Here is a 13,405-nt window from a genome sequence, read left to right as displayed (position 1 = left end):
GCGGCCCGCCGGCCTCAGCTCACCTCGGCGGCCCGCAGCGTGTCGGTGGTGTCCAGGAAGCCCTTCCTGGCCGCCACCAGGCGGCCCTCCCGGACCACCTGGAGGGTGACGTCGGTGTTGACCAGCCGCGGGAAGCCGACGGCGGCCAGCTCCGACTGGAAGGTCCACTTCAGCGTCGGGGTGAGCCCGCCGGTGCCGACCTCCAGGCCGTCGTCCAGGGCGCCGCTGACGGTGTCGGCGGTCACCGGGCCGTCGCCGAGCGAGGCGACGACCTTCTTCAGCACGGTGTACGCGATCCAGGTGGTCTGCACCCCGGCGTCCGCCGCGTCGACGCGGTTGTCGCCGAACGCCTTCTCCTTGAGGACCTTCTTCATCGGGCCCCACCGCGGGTCCGTCGACACCGGGTACCAGCTGGTGACGTACGACCCCTCGTACGGGCTCGACGCCCCGCCGGTGGCGTTGACCGTGGACTGGTCGACGCTGCCCAGCACGGTCGCGGTGCGCACCTCGGGCCAGGCGTCGCGGGCCCGCCGGAAGGAGTCCATGAAGGTGCTGGTCCGGTCGCCGAGCACGGGAACCACGCACCCCTCGGCCGTCGCGTCGGCGGTCGCGCTCCGCAGCGCCCGGTCCGCCTGGCCGCCGTACTCGGTGGCGTCCTCCGCCGCCCGCTGGTCGGTGGCGTCCGGGTGTCCGCCCGCGGTGAGGCCGGAGTCCAGCAGCGGCGGCAGCTGGTCGCCGGCGATGGTGTCCGGGCGGACCATGGCGACCGCCCCGCAGGCGCCGGCGAGCGCGGTGCCGAGGCCGGCCAGCAGCGCGGGCTGCCCGCCGTTGACCGGGTAGGACAGCGGGCTGGTGAACTCCCTGGTGGTGATGCCGTAACCGCCGATGTACGGGATGCCGGCGCCCTCCAGGACGGGGAGGAAGGAGTCGGCGTGCTGGCTGTAGGAGCCGACGACCGCGACGACGTTCTCCTTGACCGCGCGCCGGGCGCACTTGGCGGCGGTCACGCCGTCGTTGTGGTCGTTGCAGGTGAGCACCTTCAGCCTGCGCCCCGACAGGCCGCCGTGGCCGTTGACCCAGCGGGCGTAGGCGAGGGCGAGGGCAGGCATGCCGGGTCTGTTGGTGGCGCCGGTGTCCTGGGGCGCCCAGGTCATGACGGTGACGGTGTCGTCCGCGGTGCCCCCGGCGACCCCGGGGACCACCCCGCAGCCGACGGCGAGCGACGCGCCCGCCGCCACGGTCGCCAGGGTCGAGGAGATCTTCCTGATACGTCGCCTGCCGGTCATGAAACCGCACGATTCCCCCACAGGACTAACCTGGGGGCGCCCTCCGTTCAACGCCCGGTGACCCCGGGGTGAATTGCGGGGGCCTGTGAGACGAGCACCGAGAGGAACGTACGATCGATGACCGTGCAAGGTCCGGAGAACTCTTCCCGTCGCGGCCGTCGCTCCTCCACCATGGGCGGCATGCCTCTCAACGACATGCCGTGGTGGCGCTGGCGCAGCAACGTGCGGTCGGCGCTGCACATGCTCTCCGACCCCGCCTTCCAGCGGGACGTCTGGCTGGCCGGCACGGACGGCTACGGCGACGTCACGGACGCGGTGTACCGGCTGGTGGAGGACACCTGGCTGGACCACTGGTCGGCGGAGAAGTACGTCGGCACGATCTTCCGCGACTCGCAGGAGGCGGCGCTCGTCGACACCGCGGTGCTGCGGGTGCTGCGGATCATGCACCAGGTCGGCCCGGACGCGCCGGTCTCCGCCTACCTCCAGTACCCCGACTGGCCCGAGGCGGTACGGGCCGCCCGGGACGCGCACGTACGGCTGGCGACGAGCGACGGGGAGGACCCGGACACGGCGCCGCGCAGCCTTGAGGTGCTGAGCCTGCTGACCCGGTCCGCGTAGCGGAACGCCGCTCGGCCCGGGGGGCCGGGTGTGGGACCCTGTCCGGCATGAACGAGCAGTCCTCCCGAGCCGCGGCCGTCCCGGCCGACCAGTACGTCCTCACCCTCTCCTGCCCGGACAAGCAGGGCATCGTGCACGCGGTGTCCAGCTACCTGTTCATGACCGGCTGCAACATCGAGGACAGCCAGCAGTTCGGTGATCACGACACGGGCCTGTTCTTCATGCGCGTCCACTTCTCGGCGGATGCTCCGGTCACCGTGGACAAGCTGCGGGCCAGCTTCGCGGCGATCGGCGACTCCTTCCACATGGACTGGCAGATCCACCGGGCCGACGAGAGGATGCGCGTCGTCCTCATGGTCAGCAGGTTCGGGCACTGCCTGAACGACCTGCTCTTCCGCGCCCGCATCGGCGCGCTGCCGGTGGAGATCGCGGCGGTGGTCTCCAACCACACCGACTTCGCCGAGCTGGCCGCCTCCTACGGTGTCCCCTTCCACCACATCCCGGTGACCAAGGACACCAAGGCGGAGGCGGAGGCGCGGCTGCTGGAGCTGGTGCGGGAGGCGGATGTCGAGCTGGTCGTCCTCGCCCGGTACATGCAGGTCCTCTCCGACGACCTGTGTAAGCGGCTGAGCGGGCGGATCATCAACATCCACCACTCGTTCCTGCCGAGCTTCAAGGGGGCGAAGCCCTACCACCAGGCGCATGCGCGGGGCGTGAAGCTGATCGGCGCGACGGCGCACTACGTGACGGCGGATCTCGACGAGGGGCCGATCATCGAGCAGGAGGTCGAGCGGGTCGGGCACGACGTCACGCCGGACCAGCTGGTGGCGATCGGGCGGGACGTGGAGTGCCAGGCGCTGGCGCGGGCCGTGAAGTGGCACGCGGAGCGCCGGATTCTGCTGAACGGGCGGCGGACGGTCGTGTTCGCCTGAGGGTCCGGGGGGCGGTGCGTGGGCGGCCACGGCACCACCCGCGGTCGCCCGGCGACGGAAAGGGCCCTTACATCCGGCTCAGGCTCGCCGTGGCGAACAGGACGTCCCTGATGGCCTGCCGGTCCCCGGACCGCCCCGCCGCCGCTTCCTCCGGCGGTACCCGGCCAGCCGCCAGCCGGCAGAACTCCACGTCGTCCAGGGCGATGTACGCGACCTCGTGCTCGGGGGAGCCCACCGCCGCCGGGGAGTCCAGCGGGATCAGCCACTGCCCGCCGCCGGAGCCCTCGATCTCCAGCCGCAGACTGCGCCCCGGCGTCCCCGCCGCGACCAGGTGCCGCGGCGCGTCCGACGCGGCCTTCCCCGCCCGGCGGCGTTCCGCGAGCGCGGCCGGCAGCAGCCGGGCGGTGAGGTCGACCATGCGGTGGAGATGGCGCGCGGCGGGCGGGTGGTAGGGGTAGGCCACCGCCTCCGCGATGTCCTCCGCGTGCATCCAGCACTCGAAGGCCCGGTCCACCATCGCGTCCCGCAGCGGCAGGGCGAAGTCGCCGTACGACACCGGCATCCGGCCCCCGCCCGCGTCCCGCCCGGCGTCGCCACCGCCGGTGAACGCCGTGGTCCGCACCAGCGCGTGGGTCTGCGCCCGCCACGGCGCCCGGACCGCGCGGGTCGGCGGGAGGTGCGAGGACCGCCAGTACGCCTCGGTGCGCCCGGCCGGTCCCGGCTCCCCGGCGGGCACCTCACCGAGCGGGTCGGCCAGGCCCAGGGCCACCGCGACCAGGCCGTCGACCGCCAGGAGGTGCGCGAGGGTCCCGGCGACGGTGGTGCGGCGGCCGGCCGTCCCGCCGTCCGCGAACCAGCGCAGCCGCACCGGGGCGTGCCAGTCGGCGTCCCCGATGTCCTGGAGCAGGGCGTCCAGCCGGGCGGTCTCGGCGTCGTACGGCATGGTCCACTCGGGGACCGGGATGCGCGGCGGGCGCCGGGCGAGGCAGTCGTCCAGGACGCGGGTGCGCAGGGACGGGTCCGGGTCGAGGGTCTCCGGGGGCCGGAGCAGGCCGACCGCCGTGCGCAGCCGACGGGCCTCCTCCGCGCAGGCCCCGCACTCGCCGAGGTGCCGGTCGACGGCCGCCGACTCCTCCGCCGAGCAGGCGGCCAGCGCCCACGCGCCGAGCAGGGACTTCAGCACGGGGTGCGCCAGCACCAGCGGCGCGGCGGGCGGCGGCGGGCCGCCGTCCTCCACGGGGGCGCGCGGCAGCGGTATCCGGGCCCGGCGCGCGTCCGTGCCGCCGGCCGCGCCGGCCGGCGGCGTCTCCGGGCGGGCCGGGTCCTCCGGCGCGCTGCCCGGCCCGGCCTCCCGGTCACCGTCGCCCGTGCCGTCGCGGTGCCCCGGTCCGTCGCCGTACGCCCGGTCGTCGTACGCCCGGTCGTCGTACCCCTCGTCGTCGTACGCCCCGGACGGGTCCGCGCCGCCGCTCATGCGGCACCTCCGTAACCGGGCGGGTCCTCGGGTGCGCCGGGGGCCGCGACGTCGTGGGCGGTGGAGAGCAGTTGCAGGCCCAGGCGGAGCCGCCGGCGGGTTTCCTCCTCGGTGATGCCGAGGTCGGCGGCGGTCTGGCGGTAGTCGCGGCGCTGGAAGCAGGCCCGCTCCAGCGCGGAGCGCAGCGGTGCGGGCATGGACTGCACGATGTAGTCGGCGCGGGCGGCGACCGAGGCGCGGCGCACCCGGCGTTCGAGGTCCTCCGCGGTGCCGGGGCCGCCGCGCTCCAGGGCGGCCGTCTCCGTGGCGCGCAGCCGCCGCACGGCCAGCCGGTGCGTGAGCCCGGCGAGCCAGGTGCGCATCGGACCCTGCCGGGGGTCGTAGGCGTCCGGGTGCTCCCAGACGTGGGTGAAGACCTCGCGGGTGACGCGGTCGGCGGCGCTCTGGTCGTCCAGGACCCGGTGGGCGAGGCCGTGCACCAGGGCGGCGAACCGGTCGTACAGCTCGCCGAGGGCGGCGGCCTCGCCGCGGGCGAGCCGCTGCTGCATCGCGCGGTCCCAGCGCGGCGGTGTGTTCCTCGTCGCCATGCGACCCCCTCCACCCCCTGCTCGTGCCCGGCGTGCGGCCGGTCCGTCCGGTGTCCAGCCTGCGGCCCCCGCCGTCCCGAATGTAGTCCGCACCTATGACGACGCACGCCCCTTTGTGGCAATGCGCGCCCCCCGGGGTGAACCGGGTGGTACAGGGCGCCCACGCGGTGAGGGCACCCACTGTCCCGGCGGCGGCCCCCACCGCCTGACCGGACAAGACCGGATAAGAGCGGAGGGGATCGAATGGGATCGGAGGGGGTTGTTTCAAGCCCCTTCTGATCGGTGCCCGTTTTCCGGCAGGCGTTTGCGGGAACGGCCGGTGGGCAGGCGCGCGCCCAAGAAGCGTAGGCAGAGCATCCGTTTCGGTGCCGATCCGTTGCGACGAGCGAAGGGCATGGTGGTGGCGTTCAACGTGACCGGGGAGGAGCGGGGTGGCTGGACCGTGGTCCAGGTGTCGGGCGAGCTGGATCTCGTGTCCTCGCCCGCGCTGCGCCAGCGGGTGCACGACGCCGTGGCCGAAGGCCGCCACAGCCTGGTCCTCGACCTCTCCGACGTGCTGTTCTGCGATTCCAGTGGCGTGGGCGTGCTGATCGCCGCCCGGCGCCTCATACGGTCCTGCCAGGGCCGGCTGCGGCTGATCCTGCCCGCCCAGGGCGCGGTCGACGGCTCCCACGTCAACCGGGTCCTCGCCGCGCTGGGCGTGCGCCGCCTCTTCGACGTCCACCCCGACCTCGCCTCGGCCACCGGCGACGAACCCCGCCCGCTGTCCGCGTAGGACCCACCCGCGCGCCGCACCCGCCCGCGCCCCGCACCCACACGCGCCCCGCACCCACACGCGCCCCGCACCCACACGCGCCCCGCACCCGCCCGCGCCCCACACGCCGCGCGCCGCGCGTCATCGTTCTGTCACATCGTTGTACCGGTATTCGCCCGGTCTTGGTGCGGACGTCACTTTCCGCGCCAGGGCGCCCGCCGCCGTCGTACGCTCCCTGCGAGACATCCCCCACCCGACGTAAGGCGGCCAGAGAACAGATGGTCAGCGAAGAGATGGTCAGCGGCGAGGACGGACGCGGGATCGCCGACCGGTTCGCCACCTTCGACCTGAACGGCAACGGCTGCATCGACCGCGAGGACTTCAGCGAGGCGGCCAAGGCGCTGCTCGCGGAGTTCGCCGTCGCGGCCCGCTCCGACAAGGGGCAGGCGCTGTACGGCGGTGCCGAGGCGTTCTGGCAGGGCATGGCCGGCATCGCCGACCGGGACGGCGACCAGCGCATCACCCGCCAGGAGTTCGTCACCGGCGCGGTCAAGCGCCTGCGGGACACCCCGGACCGGTTCGCCGAGATCGCCCGTCCCTTCCTGCACGCGGCGCTGGCCGTCGCCGACGCCGACGGCGATGGGGCGGTGACGGTCGAGGAGACCGTACGGCTGCTCACCGCCCTCGGCGTTCCCCCGGAGACCGCCCGCCCGGTCGCGGCGAGCCTCGACGCGGACGGGGACGGGAAGGTCGGCGAGGAGGACGTCGTCCCCGCCTTCGCCCACTACTTCACGGTGGCGGAGCAGGCGGGGGAGTAGTGGGGGAGCGGGTGGCGGCGTAGGGGAGTCGCACAGTATCCCGTACGGGTACTCCTTCCCGTTGGAATATGCCCGAAGCGCTTGTTGGTGTGACGGCGGGTCAACCATGCTGTCGCACCATGCAGAAGGCGCAGCTGGAGATCCGGCCCGACCCCGCCGAGGTCGGGCGGGCCCGGAAATGGGCCCGTGCACGGCTCGCGGCGTCGGGGGCGCGGGACGACGAGGCCCTCGCCGACGCGCTCGTTCTGCTCGTCTCCGAACTGGTCACCAACGCGGTCGTGCACACCGGCCGTCCGGCCGTGCTCCGGCTCGCCCTGCCCGGCGCGGAGGCCGACGGGTCCGCCGTCCGGCTGGAGGTGGCCGACGCCTGCGGGCACGCGCCGGTGTACCGGTGCGCGGACGGCGAGGCGACCGGCGGCCGGGGGCTGGCCCTGGTCGACGGGCTGGCCGACCGCTGGGGCTGGACGCGGGACGAGGCCGGCAAGCGCATCTGGTGCGAGCTGGACCGCCGTGCCGCGCCGGCCGCACCCGCCGGCGCGGCCGACCGGGCCGGGACGGTACCGGTCGGGGGCGGCCGGGCGTACGAGGCGGTGTAGCGGCGTGCGGGAGCGGGGCGCCGCGCGGGCTGCCGGCCCCGTGACCCGGGGCTCCCGGCCGTGCGCCCGGCCGTGCTCCCGTGCGCGGCCGGTGCGGAACGGGGCACAAGGGACGAAAAGCCCACCCGGGCGTTGACGGTGGGTGACCCCGCGCTCACCCTGATGTACAGCGATTCGCCGTGAGGGGACGGCGAGGGTCCGTGACGGGAGCCCTCGCCGAGTGTGGGTCGCGGCGCGACGGCACTCCCCGCACGGCTTCGGCGCCGGGGTGGAGTGCCGGGGCCGGACGGCGGCGAGCGGCGCCGTTCTCGGGGTGCCGGTGCCGCCCCGCCGTCCGGTCGGCCGTCAAGAGTTGTCCACAGGCTGGGGAAAACTCTGAAGGGCTCGGCACGCACACGATCCAGGACGCCGGAACGCTTCCGGAAAACCCCTGGGACGCCCCCGCCCCCGCCCCTACCGTCCTCCTATGACCTACCGCGACGTGGCCTCCCGGCCGGTGCTGATCTGGGCCGGCACCGCGTTCGCCGCCCGCATACCGGTGGCCATGGCGCCGCTGGCCCTGGTCTTCCTGGTCCGGGACGGGCCCGGTGGCTACTCCCTGGGCGCCGCCCTCGCCGCGGTGTACGTGCTCGGCGAGATCGCCGGCGCCCCGCTGCTCGGACTGCGGCTGAACCCCGACCGGGCCCGCCGGCACCTCGCGGCCGGCCTGCTCACCGGCGCCGCCGGCTTCGCGGCCCTCGGCCTGCTGCCCGGCGCCCCCGCCGGAGCGCTCGCCGCGTTCGCCTTCCTCGCCGGGGCCGCCCCGGCCGCGGCGACCGGCGGACTGCGCACCCTGCTCACCGAGCTGGTCCCGGAACGGGCCGTCACCCAGGCGCTGTCCGTCGAGTCGATGCTGGGGTCCGTGGTGTGGTCCGTCTCCCCGGCGGCGGTCACCGGCCTCGCCCTGGGCGTCGCCCCGCCCGTCCCCCTCCTCCTCGCGGCCGGTTCGATGGCGGTGTCCGCCGCGGGGCTGTGGGCGCTGCCCGCCCGCTGGGGCGGTGCGGGCACGGCCGCCGCCGGGACGGCACGCCCCCCGGTGCCGCGGGTGCTGGCCGCCGCCTGGCCGGTGTACGTCACCGGCGCCGCCGGCCTCACCCTGCTGGGCCTCGCCGAGATCGTGCTGCCCGCCCTGCTGGAACAGCGCGGCGCCGGTGCCGGCTGGTCCGGCCCGCTGCTCACCGGCCTGGCGGTCGGGGCGGGCGCCGGTGCCTTCCTGTACGGACTGCGGTCCTGGCCGGGCCTGCCCCGCACCCGCGGCCTGGCGCTGCTGTGCGGCATGTCGGCCTGTGTGGCCGGGGTCGCGCTGGCCCCCGGCACGCCCTGGATCGCGGCGGGGCTCGCCCTGGGCGGCGTACTCCAGTCCGGTGCGCTGCTCACCCGCAACCTGGCCCTGCGCGAGGCGCTGCCCCCGGAGGCGCTCGCCGCCGGGTACTCGGTGATGTACGCCGCCGCGGGCGCGGGCTACGCGGTGACCGGCGGCCTCGCCGGGCTGCTGCTCGGCGTGGCCGCCCCCTCCACCGCCATCCTGGCCGGCGTCGCGCTGACCCTCGCCCTCGCCCTCGTCGGCTGGTGGGGCGAGGTCCGGCGGGCCGCCCGCTCAGCCGGTGGCGACGGCGCCGCGCGGCGCCCCGGCCGGCCCGCTGCGGAAGGCCCGCCGGTACGCGGTGGGGGCGACCCCGAGCGTCGCCTGTAGGTGCTGGCGCATCGACTGGGCCGTGCCGAACCCCGCCTGCCGGGCCACCTGGTCCACGGAGAGGTCGGTGGACTCCAGCAGGTGCCGGGCCCGTTCCACCCGCTGCAGGGTCAGCCACTGGCCGGGGCTGATCCCGACCTCCTCGCGGAACCGCCGGGTGAAGGTCCGTACCGACATGGCCTCCCGTTCCGCCAGGTCCCGCAATCGGAGGGGCTCGTGGAGGCGGTCGAGCGCCCAGGCGCGGGCGCCGGTGGTGGACGCCTGCTGCGGGTCGGGCACCGGCCGCTCGATGAACTGGGCCTGACCGCCGTCCCGGTACGGCGGCACCACCGTGCGCCGGGCCACGTCGCTCGCGACGGCCGCGCCGTGGTCCCGGCGGACCAGGTGCAGGCACAGGTCGATGCCGGCCGCGACCCCCGCCGAGGTCAGCACGTCGCCGTCGTCCACGAAGAGCACGTCCGCGTCGACCCGGACCCGGGGGAAGAGCCGCTGGAAGTGCTCGGCCGAGGCCCAGTGGGTGGTCGCCGGACGGCCGTCGAGCAGTCCGGCGGCGGCGAGCACGTAGCCGCCGGTGCAGATGGCGACCAGCCGGGTGCCGGGCCGGACCAGGGCCAGGGCCGCGGCGAGCTCCGGGGTCAGCACGCCCTCCTCGTGCACGGGACCCAGCTCGTAGGAGGCGGGCACGACGACCGTGTCGGCGGTGGCCAGCGCCTGTGGGCCGTGCTCCACCAGGACCGCGAAGTCGGCGTCGGTGGCGACCGGGCCGGGCGGCCGGACCGAGCAGGTGACGACCTCGTAGAGCGGACGGCGCCCGGCGTCCCGGGCCATGCCGAAGATGCGCTGCGGGATGCCCAGCTCGAACGGGATCAGACCGTCCAGGGCGAGGACGACGACGCGGTGCGGGCGGGGTTCCCGGTCGGACGGCATGGCCCGATCCTAGCGAACCATGTCCTCCGGGCCACTCGCTGCGGACCGGCCCGGTGACACAAGCTCCATGACGTGACCCAGACAAGCGAAACGGCGGCCGCCGCCCGGCCCGTCCGGCAGCCCCGGCGCCGGGTGCACCGCGCCTGGTTCGTCGCCGCCGTCACCTTCGTGACGATCATCGGCGCCGCCGCCTTCCGCGCCGTGCCCGGCATCCTCATCGACCCGCTGCACGCGGAGTTCGGCTGGTCGCGCGGCACGATCGGCGCCGCCGTCTCCGTCAACCTCGCGCTCTACGGCCTCACCGCGCCCTTCGCCGCCGCCCTGATGGACCGCTTCGGCATCCGGCGGGTGGTCGCCGCCGCCCTCACCCTGATCGCGCTCGGCTCCGGGCTGACCGTCTGGATGCAGTCGGCGTGGCAGCTGATGCTCTGCTGGGGCCTGCTGGTCGGCCTCGGCTCGGGCTCGATGGCCCTCGCCTTCGCGGCGACCGTCACCAACCGCTGGTTCGCCACCCGGCGCGGCCTGGTCAGCGGCATCCTCACCGCCGCCTCCGCCTCCGGCCAGCTGATCTTCCTGCCGCTGGTGTCCTGGATCGTGGAGAGGTACGACTGGCGCCCGGCCGCCGTCACCGTCGCGCTCGCCGCCCTCGCGGTCGTCCCCTTCGTCTGGCTGCTGCTCCACGACCACCCGGCCGACCTCGGACAGAAGCCGTACGGCGCCACGGAGTTCGTCCCCGGGCCCGCCCCCGTCACCGGCGCCGCGCGGCGCACCCTGGACGTCCTCGCCACCGCCGCGCGCACCGGTACCTTCTGGCTGCTGGCCGGCACCTTCGCGATCTGCGGCGCCTCCACCAACGGCCTGGTCCAGACGCACTTCGTGCCCGCCGCGCACGACCACGGCATGCCGGTCACCGCCGCCGCCTCGCTGCTCGCCGTCATCGGCGTCTTCGACGTGGTCGGCACGATCGCCTCCGGCTGGTTCACCGACCGCTTCGAGCCGCGCCGCCTGCTCGCCGTCTACTACGCCCTGCGCGGCGTCTCCCTCCTCTTCCTCCCCATGCTCCTCGCGCCGGCCGTGCGCCCGCCGATGGTCTTCTTCATCGTCTTCTACGGCCTCGACTGGGTCGCCACCGTCCCGCCCACCCTCGCCCTGTGCCGCGAGCGGTTCGGCGACGACAGCGCGATCGTCTTCGGCTGGGTCCTCGCCTCCCACCAGGTCGGCGCCGCGCTGGTCGCCTTCCTCGGCGGCGTCGCCCGCGACGTCTTCGGTTCCTACGACGTCGTCTGGTACGCCTCCGGGGCGCTGTGCGCGGCGGCGGCGCTGATGGCCCTGGTGATCAGGCGGCGCCCGGTGCCGGCGCTCTGACGGGCCGGCCGTACGCTTCCCCCGTGACGTGGGGGGACACGGTCCGGCGGATTCGCTCGGCCTGGACGTACGAGGAGACGCGGACGGCCGCCGCGTGCAGCGCGGCGCAGTGGCCGGCCGCGTGGCTGGCCTGGTGGGTGCTGACGCGGAGCGTCCAGGACGACTACGGCATCGGGTACGGCGGTGCGTTCGGCCTCATCTGCCTGCTGCTGTTCGCCCCGCTGTACCTGCCGGTCCTCGGCCTGCTGCACACGCTGCTGCACATCGCGCCGGCCGCCGTCCTCGCCCGTACGGCACCGGCCCGCCGGCTGCCCGGCCCCGCGTGGGCCCGGCACCTGGCCGCGGTGGCGCTGCTCGGCGCGGTGTGGGCGGTCCCGGTGGCCTGGGCGGCGGGGTCGGGCTTCTGGAGTACGGCCCTGTCGTGCGCGCTGCTCGGCGCGGCGCCGGCGCTGGCCGCGGGGTACGCCCGCCGGGGCCGCCGTACGGAGTCCGACCTGCCGGGCTGGGGATGCTGGGGGGTGTGGTTCCGGGCCGGGGCCGGCGGGTTCCTGCTGTTCGCCGGGGCCTTCGGCGGTCTCGCGCTGGCCGCCCGGTCCGGGCTGGTCCCGGAGTACGAGCCTCCGGTGCTCTCCGCCGCCCAGGTCACCGGGGTCTGGCGAAGCGGGGACGGCGCCGTGCTGCGGCTCGACGCGGACGGCGGGGCCGAGCCGGTCCGGCTGCCGATGAAGGTCACCGACCGCACCGACCGGTCGATCCCCGTCTGCGCCGGCGCCGGCACCTGGTCCCTGCGCCGGGACGGCCCCTACGGCGAGGAGCGGGCCGGCGTCCTGGTCCGCCCCGGCGCGTCCGGCTCCTGCGACCAGGACACGTACTGGACCATCGGCGGCACCGAGGACGCCCCCGAACTCTTCGTCCTCCTGGGCGACCCCGACGCCGGCGACCTGCTGGTCCTGACCCGGGATCAGGGCAGCCGGGCGGCCCGGCTGCCCTGACGGCGGTCGACCGCGCGCGCGATGCGCACCGCGTCGCGGGCGAGTTCCCGGAGCATCCCGCTGATGGGGTTGGTGAAGCCGGTGAAGTACAGGCCGGGGGCGTCCTTCGGGGTGCGGGCACCCCGGACGACCGGACGGCCGCGCGCGTCCAGCACGCCCAGGTGGCCGACGAGCCCGGTCAGGCCGCGCTCGTACCCGGTGGCGGCGATCACCGTGTCCGGGGCGACGCGGTCGCCGTCCGCGAGGACCACCTTGCCGCCCTCGAAGCCCTCCACGGCGGCGACCACCTCCACCCGGCCCCGGCGCACCGCGTCGATCAGACCGACGTCCTGCACCGGGACGGCCCCCTGCCGCACCCGGCTGTACAGGCCGGTGTCCGGGCGGGGCAGGCCCCGCGCCGACAGGTCGGGGACGCTCACCCGGGCCAGCGGCCGGGCCAGCCGGTCGACGAGCCGCACGGGCAGCCGGCGGACCAGGACCGCCGTGTACTGGGCGGCCCACCCGGCGGTCGAGCGGCGCACCAGGTGCGGCGGGGTGCGCACCGCCAGCCGGACCCGCGCGGCACCGCCCTCGACCAGGTCGACGGCTATCTCGGCACCGGTGTTGCCGACCCCAACGACGAGGACGTCCCGGCCCGCGTGGGGCGCGGCGGAGCGGTACTCGCAGGCGTGCAGGAACGTTCCGGTGTAGCTGTCCCGGCCGGGCCAGTCCGGGACCCGGGGGGTGTGGTTGTAGCCGGTGGCCACCACCACGGCGGCGCCGGTCAGTTCGCGGCCCCCGGAGGCGCGCAGCAGCCAGCCGTCGCCGTCGGGGGCGGGCTCGACGCGGTGCACCTCGACGCCCGTGACCACCTCCAGACGGTGGTGCTCGGCGTACTTCTCCAGGTAGCGCACGACGTCGTCCCGGGCCGGCCAGCGCCCGAACCGGCGCGGCATCGGCAGGCCCGGCAGGGACGACAGACGTCGGGTGGTGTGCAGTCGCAACCGGTCGTAGTGGCGGCGCCAGGACGCGCCGACCTGGTCGGACCGCTCCAGCACGACGGCGCGCACGCCCCGGGCGCGCAGGGCGTACGCGGCGGCGAGCCCGCCCGGTCCGCCGCCGATGACGTAGACCGGGCGCCGCGCTGGGGAATCGGTGAGGTCGGGGGAGTCGGCCATGCGGCGAGCGTAATCACCGCCCGCCGCCCGCGGGACCGGCTAGGCCGACTTGTGACCGGCCGTCTTCGCGACCCACTCGATGAAGTCGCCGGCGTCCTCGTTGGCCCCGTGCCCGGCGTCCCAGTAGTAGCGGTGGCTGACGTCGTCGCCCAACTGGTGGGCGGCGG

13 protein-coding genes are annotated in these 13,405 nt (G+C 75.6%); 8 read left to right on the top strand and 5 right to left on the bottom strand.

The features are described 5' to 3' along the window. Positions 1-14 precede the first annotated feature (14 nt). Positions 15-1,286 (bottom strand): ABC transporter substrate-binding protein, encoded by a 1,272-nt coding sequence (locus tag Sdagh_RS19000; protein ID WP_190076630.1) that lies wholly within the window; start codon positions 1,284-1,286, stop codon positions 15-17. Between the two features lie 117 nt (positions 1,287-1,403). On the opposite strand from Sdagh_RS19000, the gene Sdagh_RS18995 reads away from it, so the two are divergent. After that, entirely contained in the window at positions 1,404-1,904 is a 501-nt protein-coding gene (locus tag Sdagh_RS18995; protein ID WP_189414517.1) for an SCO4402 family protein, read from the top strand. A gap of 47 nt (positions 1,905-1,951) precedes the next feature. Then, positions 1,952-2,836, top strand: a complete 885-nt coding sequence (gene purU, locus Sdagh_RS18990) for a formyltetrahydrofolate deformylase (RefSeq protein ID WP_190008970.1) — start codon at positions 1,952-1,954, stop codon at positions 2,834-2,836. 67 nt (positions 2,837-2,903) lie between these two features. On the opposite strand, the gene Sdagh_RS18985 is transcribed toward purU, so the two are convergent. Continuing rightward, complete coding sequence (locus tag Sdagh_RS18985; protein ID WP_190076629.1) at positions 2,904-4,310, bottom strand: zf-HC2 domain-containing protein; 1,407 nt, start codon at positions 4,308-4,310, stop codon at positions 2,904-2,906. Next, complete coding sequence (locus Sdagh_RS18980) at positions 4,307-4,897, bottom strand: sigma-70 family RNA polymerase sigma factor (RefSeq protein ID WP_190076628.1); 591 nt, start codon at positions 4,895-4,897, stop codon at positions 4,307-4,309. Before Sdagh_RS18980 ends, Sdagh_RS18985 begins: the two co-directional genes overlap by 4 nt. 394 nt (positions 4,898-5,291) lie before the next feature. Between Sdagh_RS18980 and Sdagh_RS18975 the strand changes: the two genes are divergently transcribed. The 4 genes from Sdagh_RS18975 (at position 5,292) to Sdagh_RS18960 (ending at position 8,797) form a co-directional block, all read left to right on the top strand. After that, a complete protein-coding gene (locus Sdagh_RS18975) occupies positions 5,292-5,672 on the top strand; it encodes an STAS domain-containing protein (RefSeq protein WP_189414803.1) in 381 nt (126 codons plus the stop codon). 272 nt (positions 5,673-5,944) lie between these two features. Next, positions 5,945-6,469: an EF-hand domain-containing protein gene (locus Sdagh_RS18970; protein WP_189414804.1), complete on the top strand. Its 525-nt coding sequence runs from the start codon at positions 5,945-5,947 to the stop codon at positions 6,467-6,469. 119 nt (positions 6,470-6,588) lie between these two features. After that, the gene (locus tag Sdagh_RS18965; protein WP_190008975.1) at positions 6,589-7,065 is read left to right on the top strand and encodes an ATP-binding protein; all 477 of its coding nucleotides are present in this window, start codon (positions 6,589-6,591) and stop codon (positions 7,063-7,065) included. 466 nt (positions 7,066-7,531) lie between these two features. Next, entirely contained in the window at positions 7,532-8,797 is a 1,266-nt protein-coding gene (locus tag Sdagh_RS18960) for an MFS transporter (RefSeq protein ID WP_190076627.1), read from the top strand. Here Sdagh_RS18960 and Sdagh_RS18955 read toward each other — a convergent pair. Continuing rightward, positions 8,702-9,724, bottom strand: coding sequence for a GlxA family transcriptional regulator (locus tag Sdagh_RS18955; RefSeq protein WP_190076626.1), 1,023 nt, complete (start codon positions 9,722-9,724; stop codon positions 8,702-8,704). The two genes, Sdagh_RS18960 and Sdagh_RS18955, sit on opposite strands and share 96 nt — an antisense overlap. Before the next feature lie 72 nt (positions 9,725-9,796). On the opposite strand from Sdagh_RS18955, the gene Sdagh_RS18950 reads away from it, so the two are divergent. Together Sdagh_RS18950 and Sdagh_RS18945 are read left to right on the top strand one after the other, a co-directional pair. Next, complete coding sequence (locus tag Sdagh_RS18950; protein ID WP_190076625.1) at positions 9,797-11,089, top strand: MFS transporter; 1,293 nt, start codon at positions 9,797-9,799, stop codon at positions 11,087-11,089. Between the two features lie 23 nt (positions 11,090-11,112). Beyond that, positions 11,113-12,081: a hypothetical protein gene (locus Sdagh_RS18945; protein ID WP_226534774.1), complete on the top strand. Its 969-nt coding sequence runs from the start codon at positions 11,113-11,115 to the stop codon at positions 12,079-12,081. On the opposite strand, the gene Sdagh_RS18940 is transcribed toward Sdagh_RS18945, so the two are convergent. Further along, a complete protein-coding gene (locus tag Sdagh_RS18940; RefSeq protein WP_189414525.1) occupies positions 12,051-13,238 on the bottom strand; it encodes a flavin-containing monooxygenase in 1,188 nt (395 codons plus the stop codon). The two genes, Sdagh_RS18945 and Sdagh_RS18940, sit on opposite strands and share 31 nt — an antisense overlap. Positions 13,239-13,405: the final 167 nt, after the last annotated feature.

The organism is Streptomyces daghestanicus (genome assembly GCF_020521275.1).
Lineage (GTDB): Bacteria > Actinomycetota > Actinomycetes > Streptomycetales > Streptomycetaceae > Streptomyces > Streptomyces griseoviridis.
This window is presented reverse-complemented; position numbering and strand designations above follow the sequence as displayed.

What these genes read in the sequence shown, in the direction of transcription:
- Sdagh_RS19000 (WP_190076630.1), bottom strand. Translation starts at nt 1,286, where the DNA reads ATGACCGGCAGGCGACGTATCAGGAAGATCTCCTCGACCCTGGCGACC.
- Sdagh_RS18995 (WP_189414517.1), top strand. Translation starts at nt 1,404, where the DNA reads ATGACCGTGCAAGGTCCGGAGAACTCTTCCCGTCGCGGCCGTCGCTCC.
- purU (WP_190008970.1), top strand. Translation starts at nt 1,952, where the DNA reads ATGAACGAGCAGTCCTCCCGAGCCGCGGCCGTCCCGGCCGACCAGTAC.
- Sdagh_RS18985 (WP_190076629.1), bottom strand. Translation starts at nt 4,310, where the DNA reads ATGAGCGGCGGCGCGGACCCGTCCGGGGCGTACGACGACGAGGGGTAC.
- Sdagh_RS18980 (WP_190076628.1), bottom strand. Translation starts at nt 4,897, where the DNA reads ATGGCGACGAGGAACACACCGCCGCGCTGGGACCGCGCGATGCAGCAG.
- Sdagh_RS18975 (WP_189414803.1), top strand. Translation starts at nt 5,292, where the DNA reads ATGGTGGTGGCGTTCAACGTGACCGGGGAGGAGCGGGGTGGCTGGACC.
- Sdagh_RS18970 (WP_189414804.1), top strand. Translation starts at nt 5,945, where the DNA reads ATGGTCAGCGGCGAGGACGGACGCGGGATCGCCGACCGGTTCGCCACC.
- Sdagh_RS18965 (WP_190008975.1), top strand. Translation starts at nt 6,589, where the DNA reads ATGCAGAAGGCGCAGCTGGAGATCCGGCCCGACCCCGCCGAGGTCGGG.
- Sdagh_RS18960 (WP_190076627.1), top strand. Translation starts at nt 7,532, where the DNA reads ATGACCTACCGCGACGTGGCCTCCCGGCCGGTGCTGATCTGGGCCGGC.
- Sdagh_RS18955 (WP_190076626.1), bottom strand. Translation starts at nt 9,724, where the DNA reads ATGCCGTCCGACCGGGAACCCCGCCCGCACCGCGTCGTCGTCCTCGCC.
- Sdagh_RS18940 (WP_189414525.1), bottom strand. Translation starts at nt 13,238, where the DNA reads ATGGCCGACTCCCCCGACCTCACCGATTCCCCAGCGCGGCGCCCGGTC.